The following is a 15,380-nucleotide window of genomic DNA, read 5'->3' on the forward strand; positions in this document are numbered from 1 at the left end:
AGGTCAAGGACGGGCGAACACCCCCCAATTGGGTGGGACTTTGAGATAACTGAAACCTGAGAAGGGATTACCAGAACAGAGCGAAAAGAACTTGCATCAATTGCCGTTGATTGGTGACACCGAAATGCCGGAAAAGATTTTTGACATGAGATCGAACAGTCTCATGGTTTACCTGGATTGCGTCTGACACCTGCCTGACGGATTTCCCCAGCATCAAATGGTACGCAACCAGCGTTGCCACGGGTGGCAACCCCATTGAACGAAGGCTCGCCTGAACCGCCTCTTGCTGATAGCACCCGTGAATCGAAATTAGGACAACCGGGCCTGTCGTTGGCAACAAACCTTCTGCTTCTCCCCCGAGAACCGACAAAGAGACCCTCAACTCATCGAATGCTCCATCCGAGAAATGGTATTCGAATCGACTTGGATCAATCTCTCCATGCCTCGAGAAATGGCGCAATTGTTGACTGAGCCACGTTCTTGCCGGCGCGCACTGAAATACCACCCTCCCATCCTTAACCTTCAGGATGTGTTCACGCCGGACCAGATGCTCGAATCGATCGTTAGCGTAGACGAGTCGGGCGGAAGCGTCGACAAGACCAAGTGCCGATTCACAGCTATCAAGAAGGTTATCGGAAAGCTCCAGGGAAAACTGAAGCATTGATAAATCCGATGATGTATTGATCGCTGATCTCAACAGAGGGAATAGTTCCTGCATTCGCGACAGTCGCTTGGCATCAAACTCGCCAGCATTCAGAGGCAACAATGCACTCAGCATTCCGAAGCCCTCTTTACGGCTTTCGAAGAAACCGCCGGCACAATGGAACATCTTGATCGGTTTAAGAAACTCATCGTAGAACCGGGTATCTACCAGGCGGCGGTTGGGGTAAAGATCACCGCTTTTATACACAGCGTGAGTTTTCCGCTGCTTCAATGCGTCTATCCAGACATCGCCCTGAGGAAACTTTGTCTGGTAGGACTTCATTACACTGGAGGGAAGGCTACTGGCCTCATAGAAAGAAATTGACGCCTGATGACTACCACTCATCACTACCAGGTTCACATTGTCGACCGAGAGGTAACGTTCCATCGCCGCCAAAGCCTCCGGCCAGCGCTCGGGATGCCACGCGGCCTCATTGATCAGTGCAGAAAGGCGGTCTATCTCGTTAGTCTTATTGGCCATTAGACACGGTACAATGTATTTTCAGTTTTCTAATCAATGAATTCTGTGAATGACAGTCTGTCTTGATAAACGCAACTTTCAGATAACTTCTCGCGGTATTCTGGGTGATACCCATCATTTCCGCGGCTTGCCGGACGGTCATACCGGAGGCCAAGCAATGCGCAAACCTGGATTCAGCCATGGTCAAGCCCCATAAACGTCGGCATTGACCATTACACCCCTCACCCGACGAGGAAAATTCGTGCCGCTCCACTGTTATGAGCTGGATGAGGAAGTGCTCCGCTCCTCCATTGAACGTGAACTCTCGCCGGCTGTTTGCCCGGTAAATCGACGCAACAACGGTGCCTTGGTTGGAATGGATAACCTTCCGCACAGGGAGGTGATCCTGAGCCGAATGACGGACCACCTGAACGAAGGCCGCTCTAAGGCACGGGTTGATCCAGACCAGGTGCCCATGTTCAAGAGCCAGTAGACCCCGGTAGTATTCGTTGACCCGGCGCCCCAATTCACGGAAAACCTTCCCGGTGCAATCAAATTCCACCAGCGTAATCTGATTATCGATTGTGAGGCGCTCCATCACACGGGCCACTTTCCTTAGCGCAGCAATCTCCCCCCTCCTGGGCTGCCCTTCCACCGCTGCCATCCTTCGCACATAGCTCTCAATCATGGTCAGCTCCCTTGCTACCTGGTTTCGCCACTCATGTTTTACCTCCAGGGGTGGCTCTCAAATGGGCCGAACCCATCTGCTTTCTTCGTACCTCCAGATCCGTCATGCGAACTTGAGCGGATATCTCCGCACAGCCCAAGAACTCTGCATAAAGAGTGTCGGGGGCTCGCTGGCAAGCGAACTGAGCGTATCAGCAGAAACCGGCAACTAGCCGGTTAGTGTAGTAGGTAATTCCGGTATGGACAGAAGCGATACACGTCGTCCATGATCCGGCTCCCGAAATATCCGTTTTGGTAGCGAAAGCGGACAATTGCTTGAATAGATTGGCCAGTCAGGCCGAATGCCGGCGAGCAGCGCCTGCCTGAAACTGGCCAATTCCTTGACTGTCCGACAAAACCACGCCACCCATTAACAACTGAGGCAAGATTCCATGATCTGGACTGTATATCTTTCTGGCGAAATCCATACTGACTGGCGCGAGCAAATCCAGGCCGGCGCATACGAAGCGGGTTTGCCGGTGGAATTTACCGCTCCCGTCACCGACCACGACGCCAGCGACGCCGCCGGCGACCTGCTGGGTAAGCCGGAAAACCAGTTCTGGCGTGATCACCAATCGTCCAAGGTGAACGGCATTCGCACCAAGACGATGCTTGAACAGTGCGATCTGGCCGTGATTCGTTTTGGCGACAAGTACAAGCAGTGGAACGCGGCATTCGATGCGGGTTACTGCGCGGCGCTGGGCACTCCGTACATTACCCTGCACGGCGACGACATTGTGCATCCGCTGAAGGAAGTGGACGCGGCGGCGATGGCCTGGGCTCAGACTCCTGAGCAGGTTGTGGAGATTCTGAAGTACGTGACCACCTCCAAATAAGCAGCCCCCCTCCGTTAGTGCCGGGGCATCTGCCAGATGCCCCGGCTATGGAAAGAACCTGCAGGGAGGGTCATAGCGCCTGCACGACAAGTTCCAACCCGTTCATCATAACGAGCGCTGCCCTAGGGGCGATTCTCCAGAGCCTCAAGCGCCCGCCGCAAGCCGACAGCAATCCGTTGGACCTTCGGCACCCGGTCTCTGCAGGCGATAATACCGAAATTCAGGAACTTACCATGGCTACAGCAGGTAAAGTTCAACGGCACACCAGGCATAATCAGGCTTACCGGATAGATGTGAAGAAGCCGGGCCCCGTCCAGATACCTTTCTTCCCGCTGTCCCGGCACGTTTGAGATAACCGTATTGAATATCGGCCGACCATGCCCGGCCCGGCCCAGGATGACCGAGGACATAAACGGGCCTGTCGCCATCAGCGAGTAGGGTACGGTGGCGCCCTCCGGAAGGTTTTGCAGAAAGGATTTGGCCGCCCGGGTGGACGCTGTAATCTGAGCCAAACGCTCCCTGGGGTCTGCCACATTCGTGCCCAGGGCTCCAAAGATCATGCTGACCTGATTGCCCACACTGTGATCGCCCGGCTTTCGGGTAGACACCGGAAGAGCGGCCGTCAGGGACTCCTTCGGCAAGGCATTCATATTGATCAGGTAATCTCTGAGTGCTCCGCCGGCCAGTGTCATCACCACATCATTCAAAGTGGCGCCTGCCTCTTTAGCAACTTTTTTGAGCCGAGCAAGTTCAAAATGCTGGGTGGCGACCCGCCTCTGGGCTCCTATAGGGCCGTTAATGGCAGAAGGCGGTGTCGATGCAAACGTGGTGAGTTCCGGATCTTTCCTGCGTAATCGAAGCGCTGCTCCCATGGCCGCTTTGAGATCACTGAACCCCGGCAGGGACAACGAATCCGTCTCAGCATCATTCTCGGAACAATGTCTGGCCCAATGGGGTTGCGTCTGTTCATCGGCCCCGGCGGACAGGCCTTCAACCAGCAAATGACCGGCACTGATGCCATCGACCAGAGCGTGATGAAGTTTCACGTAAATCGCGAACCGCTGGTCTGACAGGCCCTCAATGAAGTGAAACTCCCAGAGTGGCTTTCGCAGATCCATTCGCAACCCGTGAATCCAGGCGACCATCTGACCAAGCTCCACTTCACCCCCGGGCTCAGGAAGTGCCCATTGCCGAAGGTGGTATTCCAGGTCCAGGTCGTGAACGCTCCGGGTAGCAGGGCTGAGCTGCCAGCGACTTGGTCGTGTCAACACCTGGTTCCACGGGTAGGAAACCCGGATTTCCCGTCGCCAACGCTCCACCAATTGAGTGACGAACGCTTTTTGTTGGTCTGGCTCCAGTCCCTCGGGATAACTGAATACCATCAAGCCGGCCACGTGCATCGGCATATCCCGCCCCTCAAGGCGTAATGAAGCCGCATCGATTAAAGACAGTTTTCTCAGGGACATTCTTCACCTCCGGTGATCCCAAGTCCTTCTTCAAGCTCCACCAGCGCATCAGTCAGGCCGGTAGCAAGCCGCTGCATATGAGGCACGGAATCCCGGCAGGCAATAATGCCAACATTCAGAGTGCCGGCATGGCTGTAACAGGTGAAGCTGACGGCCATACCCTGAAACACAATGTTGGCCGGATAAAGGTGCAGCAGGCGGGCACCACGAAGGTACTTCTCCTGGCGCCCGCCAGGCACATTCGATACCACGATGTTGAACATTGGGCGACCAGTACCTCCCATGCCAGAAAGCATTTTCAAAATAGCGGGGGCCATACTGGCCAGCGAATAAGGCACGCGCATTTCCGGTGACAGTTCCTGAATGTGTTTTTTTGCCTCGGATGTGGACGCATGAATCTCATGGAGCCTGACCACCGGGTCGGCAATGTTGGTCCCGACAATGCTGTAAATCATCCCCACGGCATTGCCACTGCTCATATCACCAGCCTCCCGAAGCGACATAGGAATGGCGGCCGTCAGGCTTTCCTTGGGTAGCGCGGTAATGTCCTTTAGATATCGCCTTAAACTGCCCCCGACCAGGCAAGCCACGACATCGTTAAGAGTGACGCCCTCATGACGGGCTACCGCTTTCAGCCGTTCCAGGGGGAAGGCTTGGGTGGCAAACCGACGCTGGGGGCCAATACGACCGTTCAGCGGGCTACGGGGCGCTGATCGCAACGTGGTCAGGGAGTCATTCTCGCCAAACATCTTGAGAACGTTTTTTGCCGTACCCATTGTCTCGCCGAGTGATGGCAGCTTCAGTCGTTTCAGGGAAAGTGGTTTTTCGGGGGCAGCATGCACCCAGAAAGGCGGAGTGGTCAGATCGTCTTTGTGGTCAGACAGTCCGTTCATCAAAAGGGAGGCGCCGCTGACGCCATCGACAATGGAGTGGTGAAATTTTACGTAGATGGCGAATCGATCACCTTCAAGGCCATCGATCACCACGCATTCCCAGAGCAGTTTTCGCAGATCCATGGGCTGACTGTGCAACTGGGCGACCAGCTGGCCCAATTCCTTTTCGCCTCCGGGTGCAGGCAGCGACAGGTGTCGCAGATGATATTCCAGGTCCGGGTCATAAGAAGTCACCAATGAAGGCGCCAACTGCCAGCGAGAACCCGATACCAGCACTTTGTTCCACGGTGACGTAATGCGGGTTTCTTTGCGACCATCTTCCATCAGTTTCTTCACGAAACTGGCAACACCCTCTTCGGGTGCCTCAAACACCATCAACGCCGCAACATGCATCGGGGTTCGAGGGGTCTCAAGCTGAATGAACGCAGAGTCCATCGGGGAAAGTTTGGAAGAGTTCATATCCCTGTATCTCCAGTGCAGCTTGGCTCGCCCAACTGCTCGCGAATAAATACGATGATGTCTTCCCGTGCCTGTCTGGCCTCAGGAAACCAATCTTCCACTAACGGAAAGCATGGGGTAAGTCAGTCCAGAGCATGAGCTCCTTTACCACTTCTGCCCTGGTAAGGCGTCGCGGCGGCTACAACCGCGGGCACCATTATGGGTACCAATACGACATATTGTAGCTCTCTCTGTCAGGTTTTTTTTGAAGTTACCCAATGTCCGCTTTTACACGCGTGATTTCTTGCTCGTACAAGGCGCTCTTGACTCTGACGGTTGAGATAAGCGCCGGTAAGCTGGGCGGTGTACCTGATTCGCAAACTCACACCAAATTAAGCGACAAGCAGTGGGCCAGAGTACCCAGCATTCGCCTTACAACGCTGTTGAAGCCATATGATCTGGCTAAATTCAGACCAGACACTATCTGGTTACCCCAGTCCGAGACCCCCTTCCTGAAAGCCACTCGAAATCAAACCGCTTTCACCACCTCCGACAGCATATCCCGCACCTGTCCCGCGATTTCCTTTAGCTCGTCGTTGTCGATGGCACTCATGGAAGACACCGGATCTATCGCACTTACCTCAATGCCTTCCGGCACCTCACGAAGAATCACGTTGCAGGGCAGCATAGCCCCTACCCTGGGCTCCACACCGATGGCTTCCCACGCCATGTTGGGGTTACAGGCCCCGAGAATCCGGTAAGCGTCCATGTCCTTGTCGAGCTTCTTCTTCATCGTGGCTTTGACGTCAATTTCCGTCAGCACACCGAAGCCGCGGTCAGCCAGTGCCTTGCGGGTACGTTCATCGACTTGGTCAAATCCGGCGCCCTGAATGAGTCGGTTGATGGTGTAAGACATAGAGGCTCCTTATTCAATTGCGATTGAGATTGCTATAGGTTTAGCACCTCAAACGAGGTTTTGTCGGTATTATCGAGTTGGCCAGTAGCTTGGCACGACAGCAAGAACCCCGTAAACCAACGGCAATAGACACGATGGATCGCCCACACTCCGCCTACCCACTACCCACGACGCTCGCCACCCTGAGCGCACTTTATCTGGCGCAGGGTTTGCCTTCGGGACTGTTTGCCCATGCCCTGCCCGTGTTCTGGCGGGAAGCCGGTGTGAGCCTGGCGTGGATCGGGGCACTGAAGCTGCTTGCCCTGCCCTGGGTACTCAAAGCGCTGTGGGCGCCGAAAATCGATCAGAGTCTGCAACGGGGTATTCCGCCAGCGCGTTGGCTGACGCGCCTGCAATTACCCGCGGCCATGCTCCTTTTTGCTCTGGGTTGGATTGGTCTCGCACCAGGAGGTTCCACCCTCGCTCTTGTCACAGCGTTGGTGCTGGCCGTCAATCTGCTGATGGCGACCCAGGACATTGTGACCGATGGACTGTCTGTTCGCTGGATTCCCGCCCGGTGGCGTGGTCACGTCAATACCGTTCAGGTTGCCGGGTACAAAGTGGGCATGCTGGCTGGTGGCGCATTGCTGCTGATGCTTGCCCAGCATATGCCGCACGTCGCGGCGATTGGCATTCCCGCCGGTTTGCTGGTCGTTCTGTACCTGCTTGTCCGCACCTACGCGCCAATGCGGGCGCCTCTGGCCGAAGAAGCCATTGACCCCAATCATGTTCGCGCCACCGGGGAAGAAAGCCACCAGCCGTTTCGGGAGGGTTTGATTGGCTTTCTGAAACGCCCGGGTATGGCGTTCTGGGTTGCCATACTCGCCAGCTACAAGATCGCGGATGCCATGGGCTCTGGCATGATTCGCCCGATGTTGACGGACGGCGGCTGGACCTCTGGCGACATAGGCACTTTCACACTGATCACCACGGTGGCAGGTCTGCTCGGCGCCGCACTCGGGGGCTGGCTGTATCAAAAACTGGGTAGCCGCCGAAGCCTGATATACGCGGGCTTGGCCCAGGCTTCAACGATGGCTGCCTGGGCACTGGTGGCACTAAAAGGCAGCGATCCAACCCTGGTGTACGGAATAGGTGTGCTGGAGCAATTGGCAGACGGCTGTTCAACAGTAGCCCTGTTCGCGGTGATGATGAGCCTTTGCCGTAAGGACTGGGCGGGTACCGACTTTACTCTGCAGGCGTCAATTCAGGTTGTCACGGCCGGTTTGTTCGGGCTGGTGGGCGGAGTCATCGCACAGGTGACCAGCTACGCCTTTATGCTCCTGTTCGCCGGTGGACTCGGCATCCTTGTTCTTCTGGTGTTCGCACTGAGGACACGCAAACATCATAATCACCTGTTTCGCGGACAGCCAACCTGATCGTCTAATAATCAGTACGTTACATAGTCGCCGCCTTTTGCTGAGGCCTTTTCGGTGTATTATTGAGCGACACGTCCAGCATTCGCCGATACGGCATGGAACAGGAGTTTGTCGTGACCACCCTCGTACAGAACAAAAAATCAGGGCTTGGTGTTAACCTCTTTGGGCTTATCTTTCTCCTGGTGGGTCTCGGAGTCTTTATCGGAGGGCCGGTTCATACCGTCTATGAACATATCGGCACCGGTGACTGGCGGCAGGTACCCGCCAACCTCGACTCCATTGAAGTCAAAACCCACCGGGGCTCCGACTCCACTACCTACTCCGTTCGAGCGTCTTACCGTTACGAATATAACGGGAGGACCTTCTCCGCGTCCCGGGTCGGCTACGATCGGGGCAGCGATAACCTCAGCGACTACCACTATGAGGTTGTAAGCCGGCTCAGACACAGCAACAACCAGGGAAGTTTGACGGCGTGGATTAATCCGGAAGCCCCCTCCGAAAGCTTCCTTGTACGGGAATTACGGTGGGAGAAACTGGCCTTCGGGTCCATTTTCGGCATCGTCTTTGCCGGAGCGGGATTATTTGTCATGTTCATGGCTCGCCGGCAAACAGCTTCAGGTGTGCCAGGCGCAAACGGTCAGCTTATTTACTCATCCGAGAAACAGGGTTTCTGGATGTTTGCCTTCATGTCCTTCCTATTTATTGGCGTCAGCCTGCCGGTTACCCTCAAATTACCGGAGGAAATCGGCAAAGGTAATTGGGCAATTTTGCTGGCACTGGCGTTTCCCGCTATCGGAATCTGGCTCGGCTTCAAAGCCAGGGAAGCGCGCAAAAACTGGCGCTTTTACGGCCCGACTCCGTTGATGCTTAATCCGAGTCCGGGGCAAGTGGGAGGCGATATTGGAGGATCAATCGCCCTCCCCGGCCGACTGCCACCGGGAACCTGGAAAGTGACGTTGCAATGCGTGCGAGTCAGGATCAGCGGAGGCAAAAACAGCCGTCGAAGTGAATCGGTGGCGTGGCAAGAAGATCAGGTACCTGAGATCTCCCGGGAGTCATCGGGTTCCGTCGCCCGTTTTGTCTTCACCCCGCCGACCAGCCTGCCCGAAACGGACAATCAAGGAAATCGCATGGTGAAATGGCGGGTTTTGCTGGATGGCCCAAAAGAACCGGTACCGATGGAACGCACCTTCGAGATCCCGGTCATGAAGGGCACCCAGACCTCTTCCATCAAAATCACCGAGGCACACCTCGAACAGACCGAGCGTCAGACCCAAACACAGTCCATCGCCTCTGCTGCCGAGCAGATTGACGTTGCCCCCTCCGGCTCGGGCTGGCTGATTACCAGCCGACATGGCCGACATACCGGGATGACTCTGGGCGTTATGTTCGTCGGTCTGCTCTTCAGCGCAGCGAGCATTGGACTGGGCTATATGGCCGCGAAAGAGGGCTTCATGCTCTACGTGATGGCGGGAGCCTTCGGCCTGTTCGGTTTCCCGATGCTCATTGGTGGCCTGTTCATGGCCGGTAGAAGCCTGAAAGCACACATCAGTGGCCCCCAGGTGGAAGTCGTCCGCTACTGGTTTGGCAAGGCTTTGTGGAAACGACAGGGCACTCTGACCAGTACCCACCAACTCATGCTCAAATCCAGTGGCAGCATGAGTTCCGGTCGGAAAACAACGGAATTCTTCTCGCTGGCCTTCAAGGATGCGAGGGACGGCAAGGACATTCGCATCGCTGAGGGCATTTCCGGTCGCAGGCCCGCCGAAGCGTTGCAGGAGCAGCTATCGAAACTGATCGGACTAAAATAGTGAGGGTTCCGGCCTGCCGATTCAGAAGGAGCGGAAAATGAACCTCACCAAAGGCATTAAAGCATCCGTTGTCCTGGCCACGTTGTTGGCATTCCATGCCTTTGCCGGAAGTGATGACAGTCATAACAGGGATGATCACGCCAGGACATCCGTTGAGCTGGGCCCCAGACCTTTCTATCTGGTGGACAACATGGAAGACAGCCCGCTCAAGCTACAACTGCAGTCCTGCGAAACCAGAGTTTTCAAACCCAGCGATTTCTCCATTGGTCACCGGGGAGCCCCCCTGCAATTCCCCGAACACACCCGGGAATCCTACATGGCCGCTGCGGCCATGGGTGCCGGCATCCTCGAGTGCGACGTGGCGTTCACCAGGGACCGACAACTGGTATGCCGCCACGCCCAGAACGACCTGCACAGCACCACCAACATCGTGACCGTGCCGGAACTGAACGCCAAATGCACCCAGCCGTTCGTTCCCGCGGACCCGTCATCGGGTAAACCGGCCCAGGCAGAATGCCGCACCAGTGACATCACACTCGCCGAGTTCAAAACCCTCCGGGGCAAAATGGATGGCTACAACCCCGATGCCACCACGCCGGAAGAGTACCTCGACGGCACCGCCGGATGGCGAACCGACCTGTACGCCACCAGTGGCACCCTGCTGAGCCACCGCGAAAGTATCGAACTGTTCAAGAAACTGGGCGTCAAGTTTACCCCGGAGCTGAAGCGTCCCGTGGTGGCTATGCCGTATGAGGGCGACTACAGCCAGCAGGATTACGCCCGCCAGATGATCAACGACTACGTCCACGCAGGCGTTGCGCCTGAGGACGTGTGGCCACAGTCGTTCTATCCCGATGATGTGCTGTTCTGGATTAATGAGATGCCCGCTTTCGGTCGGCAGGCAGTCTTTCTCGATCAGGACGCCATAACGCCTGACAACAGTTCGCTGGCCTACATGAAGAGTCTCAAAGCTCAGGGGTTAAACATCATAGGGCCTGCACTCTGGAAGATGCTGACGCTGGATGCCCGAGGTGACGTCGTCGCGTCCGACTACGCAAAAAATGCCCGCGCCGCCGGGCTGGACATGGTTGCCTGGACCGTCGAGCGCAGCGGCCCTCTAGCAAACGGGGGTGGCTGGTACCACCAGACCATCTCGGAGGCCATCGACCGGGATGGCGACACCTTCGAAGTGATTGATGCCCTGGCCCGCAAAGTTGGCGTGATCGGCATATTTTCCGACTGGCCTGCGACCACCACCTACTACGCCAACTGCATGACCCTGATCCCCAGCCACACCTCTTACGATCGACGCCACTGATGCCCTGCCCCGTCCAAAGGCCGGGGTTTACTGCTACCTCACCGGCTACCCTCAGGAAGCAAAGGCGACGGAAACCTCAAGACGCTTTTCAGCCGACAATGAATTGGTGATCAGGCAATTATGCTCGGCCTTCTCGAGCATCCGCCTGGCCTTGGCTTCATCGGTCCCCTCCGGCACCGTCAAGCTGGCGTGAACCACAAACTGAGTGAATCTGGTTACCCGCTCAACACGTTCCAGCGTGCCTTCCACGTCGCAGGTGAGCGAAGTCCAATCGAGCTTCGAAGCACGAGCGATGGCCCGAAACGTCAAAATGAAACAGTCGGCGACAGAGGCTACCAACAAACTCTCTGGCGACCATTTGTCGCCGGGGCCGCCAAACTCGGGCGGCGGTGCGGATGGAATATCCTGCACGCCATCGCTGGACAGGTTCACATCGCCTTCTGGCTGTGCCACTGCAGCAGCCCGGTAGTGATGAGGTAATTCTTGCATCGGATCGTCTCTCTTGATTCGGTGATCTATTAACTTAGTATCGCCACCAGCCGCTGCCAAAGCATTCCCAACACCTCGTAGAACGCTCGTTCCGACTTCAGCTGGTTGCTCGCCTGCACGCTCAGATCCGGCGTCTCGCTACCCAATCGGATGGCGGGCGCAGGAATTGGTTCCAGCCCTTGCTGCTCAAAAAACCATACAGCCCTGGCGAGGTGCGAGGCTTCCGTGACCAGTGCGAAGCGCCTGTCCACCAGCCAGGGTTTCATATGCTTGGCCTCCTCACCGGTATCCTTCGGTTCCGGGAATCGGCGAATCCTGCCCTCATCAACGCCCATGCTCCGGGCAATTGACGCAACCATGTCGGCGTGGGGGACCGGGTCATGTCTGGCATACCCGGAGACAAACAGCTCAGCCTGGGGGTTGGCACCCAGTATCCGCAGACCTTCCACCAGCCGGTAAAGCGACGACGAGCACAGCTGCGCTGCAGGTGGAACCCTGTCATCACTGCTGTGGCAACCGCCCAACACCACAACCACATCCACCGGCCGGGACAGATCAAAAGCCGCATAGTCGCTCTCGACCATGCTCACCAACCGATTGGAGACCGGCGCCCAGCTGGTCAGGAACAGCAGTAGGGCGCCGCTCACCAGTGCCACCCTCGCCATGCGCGGCCAGACCCTGAGCATCAGAATCCCGGCCATCAATAGCATCAGGGTAAGAGGAATCGGCATCAGCATCTGGCCGATGAATTTCTTAAGTTCAAACGCAAGCATTTCTATCGTCTTTCATTGGGAGGCATCAACCGCGAATCAGGGCGGCATTATGCCAACAATTGAGGATTTTTAGCGCATCTACAAGGGGTTGTGGAAAGAAACGAGTATCAGGCCGGCAGGATTACGCGGACGCTACGTTCTCGCAGTCTGATGCAACCTGTGCCCATTGACTCGCGTACCAGGACCGGTGCGTAGCTGACCCTGCCCCGGGAGCATCACCGTCCTCCCGAGCATCTGCGCCATCCTTCTGAGCGCACATCCGAAGAATATGGTTGGCAATGGCGATCTCGGATTCGCGGCCAATGGCCATGGCACAGTCCAGGGCCTCTTGTGCGGAACTGGCGGCAGCCGGCCACAGCCCCTGCTTCCACTGATGGCCCGCCAGCCGGCTGAGCAGATACGCAACGTGATATTTGTCATCAAGCGCCCGCAACGCCTCGAGCCCTGACTTGAACGCGTCGAGCGCCCCCTCTTCGCCGTTCATATACCGAACCAGGGCCGAAAGCGTTTCGCTCACCGGGAGCTCCACGCCAGCCCTTACCCGCTGCCCCAGATCCAGCAACTGATCGATCAACACATCGCACGCTGACAGATTGCCCCGATCCACATGCAGCATGATCAGTTGTTCGGTGGCTGCAAATTCCTCAAGCCTTTCTCCGGCCTCCAGGGCGGTATCAATGGCCTTCTGGAATGCCCTTTCAGCATCCTTGTAATGGCCCCGGTAACCCGCCAGCATGCCTTCCGCGAGATAAGCGGTGCTGATGGGACCGATGCCATGATTGAACAGGCTCTTCACCTCCAGGATAAAGGCCTCGGCCTGGTTGAGATTGCGCTCCAGCAACAGGAAACACTTGGCCGCCTGTGCCAGCGCCTCCGCCCTCTCCTCCGGTTTCTCACGGCGGCTGATCCGCTCGGCCTGCAGGATATTGGAATGTGCTGACGCCATGGAGGCATTTTCCCAGCGCAGGAAGGACAGCATCTGGAAACCGAGACGGGCCTCGTGGGTCAGACCTGCGGCCAGGGCCTGTTCAGCCAGATCCCGCAACTGGATACTGGCGGTTTCGGTGTCCGGCTTCTGGGCTGAATACAGAATATGGAGCAGCTTCAGCATCCACCCGATCCGCTCATTCCCCTGCAACTGTTCTGCCATTTGCAGCCCCTGCCGGGCCAGAGATTCCGCCACGCCATTGGCGAACACCCGCAATGCCTGTTCGCCGGCGAGCACGCAGGCTCGGGCGCCTTCCAGAGCCTCACCGGCCCGCTCGGCGTGGTAGGCGATTTCGGTAGCCACCTCCAGATTGTCGATTTCCGGTAACAGCAACTCGACCACCTTCTTGTGCATCAGGCGTCGCCTTGGCAGGGACAGATCGCTGTATACCGCCTGACGAACCACATCATGACTGAACCGATAGCGCTGGGAGGAGTGGGTGGCATCGATCTGGAACAGCGCATGGGTTTCCAGGCATTCCAGTCCTTCCACCAGGACCTCCGGCTCAAGGGAACACAGCCGTTCCAGCCGAGGGATGCTGATGGAACGGCCCAGTACCGCACCCCACCGAACCAGATCAATGGCCTGCTCCGGCAGGTGTTCGATGCGATCACGTACCAGATTCACCAGCGGGCGGTACGGGTCACTCAGTTCCGGATGGCGCGCCATCTCGATGGCGTAGAGAGGATTCCCGGAACTGGCCCGGTATATCCGATTGGCATCCACCGATCCGTGGCCCGACAGGAGCTGGCCGATATCACTCTCGCCCAATGGCGCCAGATCAAACACCCTTGCACCGAAGTCCTGTTGCAGGGTGAGAATGACTCGCTGTGCCGGTGCGTTATCACGCAGCTCCCCCGCACGAGCAAAAAGCCCGAACATCAATGGACAGGAGCGAAAACTCCGTGCCACATAATGCAGCAACTGCAACGAGGCCCGATCAAACCACTGGAGATCGTCCAGAATCAGCAGCAGCCCTTTACCGCGGGCCTGCTGCTGAAGCTCGTCGCGGACCAGAGAGAACCATCGTTCCTGATCAATTTCGCTGTCAGCCTGGTCGGGTTGAACCAGATCCGACAGGGCCAGCCCGAGCGCATCCAGCCAGGGTTTGTAAGGGCTTTTCTGTTCTACCTCGTACGCCCTCCCGGCTCTGACAGCAAAGCCGGCGCTTTCAGCCTTGCTCATCAGCCGCTCCGCCAGTCGGCTCTTACCAATCCCCGGTTCCCCCTGAAACAGAAAAGCGCTCACGGCTTCCCCGGCTGCCAGCCGGCCCATTTCATCCTCAATAAACCTCAGTTCCTTCGACCGCCCGACAAACGGCAACGCAGCGCCCATGCCGGCCGGCGGCGATACCGGTCTGGCCGCTGCGTTCGGTGCAGGCGCGGCCTGACGGGACTGCTCCCGGCATACGATCCAGGCACGATGCAGCTCGGTTTCACCGGCAGCTCCCAGGTCCTTGAACAGGCGGCGGGAATGTTCATATCGCTTCTGGGCTTCGTCCCTGCGACCCAGCTTGAATAACAACTCAAACAACGTAGATAGGTTGGTTACATCAAACGGGTCCAGCTCTGAAAGCCTGACAGCGTAGCCAAGGGCGAGATCCGGCTCTCCCATCTGACGATCGCGCAGCGCTGTCAGCAACTGACACCAAAGACCCCGGAAACGCTCCCGCTGGCCGACACACCAGGCGTTAAACTGGAAAATATCCTGCAGTTCCAGCTCCTCCAGAAAGCTCCCTCTCGGCACATCCGCCAGCGCGACTAAGGCCTCCAAAGGCAGCGACTCAAATCCCTGGCCTTCCAGTGCGGCCAGCTCCCAGGCGTCCACAAACGCCCCCGCCCGGTCGAACGAAAGCTCCTGTCGGCTGGCGTGCAGGCGCTCCCTGTCCCACTGAATTTCGCGCCGCAACCGAGACAGGCTCCAGCGCAGGGAACCCTTGGGGTCTTCGGTGATGTCCCAGAACAGCTCACCGAGCTTGTCCCGGCGCAGGGACCGGTCCGACATGATGAGATAGGCAAGCAGAGCGCGGGTTTTCTTGGAGCGAGGCAAATTCAGCGGATGACCATCAGCCTCGATACTCATTGGCCCAAGCAGATTGATCCGCAGGGAGGGACCACTAGCAGAACGGTTCACATGAAAGCTCTCTGGC

At 57.2% G+C, this 15,380-nt stretch carries 12 protein-coding genes; 5 read left to right on the forward strand and 7 right to left on the reverse strand.

Annotated features, from left to right (window positions below; all coding sequences use genetic code 11):
• Positions 1 to 67 precede the first annotated feature (67 nt).
• Positions 68 to 1,183: a helix-turn-helix transcriptional regulator gene (locus tag QVZ43_RS00245; RefSeq protein ID WP_302908404.1), complete on the reverse strand. Its 1,116-nt coding sequence runs from the start codon at positions 1,181 to 1,183 to the stop codon at positions 68 to 70.
• A 241-nt stretch (positions 1,184 to 1,424) separates the two neighbouring features.
• Between QVZ43_RS00245 and QVZ43_RS00250 the strand changes: the two genes are divergently transcribed.
• Both QVZ43_RS00250 and QVZ43_RS00255 read left to right on the forward strand, forming a co-directional pair.
• Positions 1,425 to 1,655 (forward strand): hypothetical protein, encoded by a 231-nt coding sequence (locus QVZ43_RS00250; protein ID WP_302908405.1) that lies wholly within the window; start codon positions 1,425 to 1,427, stop codon positions 1,653 to 1,655.
• 625 nt (positions 1,656 to 2,280) lie between these two features.
• The gene (locus QVZ43_RS00255; protein WP_302908406.1) at positions 2,281 to 2,724 is read left to right on the forward strand and encodes a YtoQ family protein; all 444 of its coding nucleotides are present in this window, start codon (positions 2,281 to 2,283) and stop codon (positions 2,722 to 2,724) included.
• A gap of 122 nt (positions 2,725 to 2,846) precedes the next feature.
• On the opposite strand, the gene QVZ43_RS00260 is transcribed toward QVZ43_RS00255, so the two are convergent.
• The 3 genes from QVZ43_RS00260 to QVZ43_RS00270 form a co-directional block, all read right to left on the reverse strand.
• Entirely contained in the window at positions 2,847 to 4,190 is a 1,344-nt protein-coding gene (locus QVZ43_RS00260) for a wax ester/triacylglycerol synthase family O-acyltransferase (RefSeq protein WP_302908407.1), read from the reverse strand.
• Positions 4,181 to 5,542, reverse strand: coding sequence for a WS/DGAT/MGAT family O-acyltransferase (locus QVZ43_RS00265; protein WP_302908408.1), 1,362 nt, complete (start codon positions 5,540 to 5,542; stop codon positions 4,181 to 4,183). The genes QVZ43_RS00260 and QVZ43_RS00265 overlap by 10 nt, the downstream gene beginning before the upstream one ends.
• A gap of 508 nt (positions 5,543 to 6,050) precedes the next feature.
• Positions 6,051 to 6,437, reverse strand: a complete 387-nt coding sequence (locus QVZ43_RS00270; protein ID WP_302908409.1) for a DUF302 domain-containing protein — start codon at positions 6,435 to 6,437, stop codon at positions 6,051 to 6,053.
• Positions 6,438 to 6,571: 134 nt separating this feature from the next.
• On the opposite strand from QVZ43_RS00270, the gene QVZ43_RS00275 reads away from it, so the two are divergent.
• From QVZ43_RS00275 to QVZ43_RS00285, 3 genes are all read left to right on the forward strand, one after another.
• Entirely contained in the window at positions 6,572 to 7,852 is a 1,281-nt protein-coding gene (locus QVZ43_RS00275; protein WP_302908410.1) for an MFS transporter, read from the forward strand.
• Between the two features lie 62 nt (positions 7,853 to 7,914).
• Positions 7,915 to 9,663: a DUF3592 domain-containing protein gene (locus QVZ43_RS00280; RefSeq protein ID WP_302908411.1), complete on the forward strand. Its 1,749-nt coding sequence runs from the start codon at positions 7,915 to 7,917 to the stop codon at positions 9,661 to 9,663.
• A gap of 37 nt (positions 9,664 to 9,700) precedes the next feature.
• Positions 9,701 to 10,981 carry a glycerophosphodiester phosphodiesterase family protein gene (locus tag QVZ43_RS00285; RefSeq protein ID WP_302908412.1) on the forward strand — a complete coding sequence of 427 codons (1,281 nt, stop codon included), beginning with the start codon at positions 9,701 to 9,703 and terminating at the stop codon, positions 10,979 to 10,981.
• Between the two features lie 51 nt (positions 10,982 to 11,032).
• Here QVZ43_RS00285 and QVZ43_RS00290 read toward each other — a convergent pair whose 3' ends face one another.
• The 3 genes from QVZ43_RS00290 to QVZ43_RS00300 all read right to left on the reverse strand — a co-directional run bounded on the left by QVZ43_RS00290 (position 11,033) and on the right by QVZ43_RS00300 (position 15,364).
• Positions 11,033 to 11,470 carry an OsmC family protein gene (locus QVZ43_RS00290; RefSeq protein ID WP_302908413.1) on the reverse strand — a complete coding sequence of 146 codons (438 nt, stop codon included), beginning with the start codon at positions 11,468 to 11,470 and terminating at the stop codon, positions 11,033 to 11,035.
• A 29-nt stretch (positions 11,471 to 11,499) separates the two neighbouring features.
• On the reverse strand, positions 11,500 to 12,243 hold the full coding sequence (locus QVZ43_RS00295) for an ElyC/SanA/YdcF family protein (RefSeq protein ID WP_302908414.1): 744 nt from the start codon (positions 12,241 to 12,243) through the stop codon (positions 11,500 to 11,502).
• Between the two features lie 121 nt (positions 12,244 to 12,364).
• Positions 12,365 to 15,364 carry an ATP-binding protein gene (locus tag QVZ43_RS00300; RefSeq protein ID WP_302908415.1) on the reverse strand — a complete coding sequence of 1,000 codons (3,000 nt, stop codon included), beginning with the start codon at positions 15,362 to 15,364 and terminating at the stop codon, positions 12,365 to 12,367.
• Between the last annotated feature and the right edge of the window lie 16 nt (positions 15,365 to 15,380).

This window comes from Marinobacter suaedae (assembly GCF_030519635.1).
Taxonomy (GTDB): domain Bacteria; phylum Pseudomonadota; class Gammaproteobacteria; order Pseudomonadales; family Oleiphilaceae; genus Marinobacter; species Marinobacter suaedae.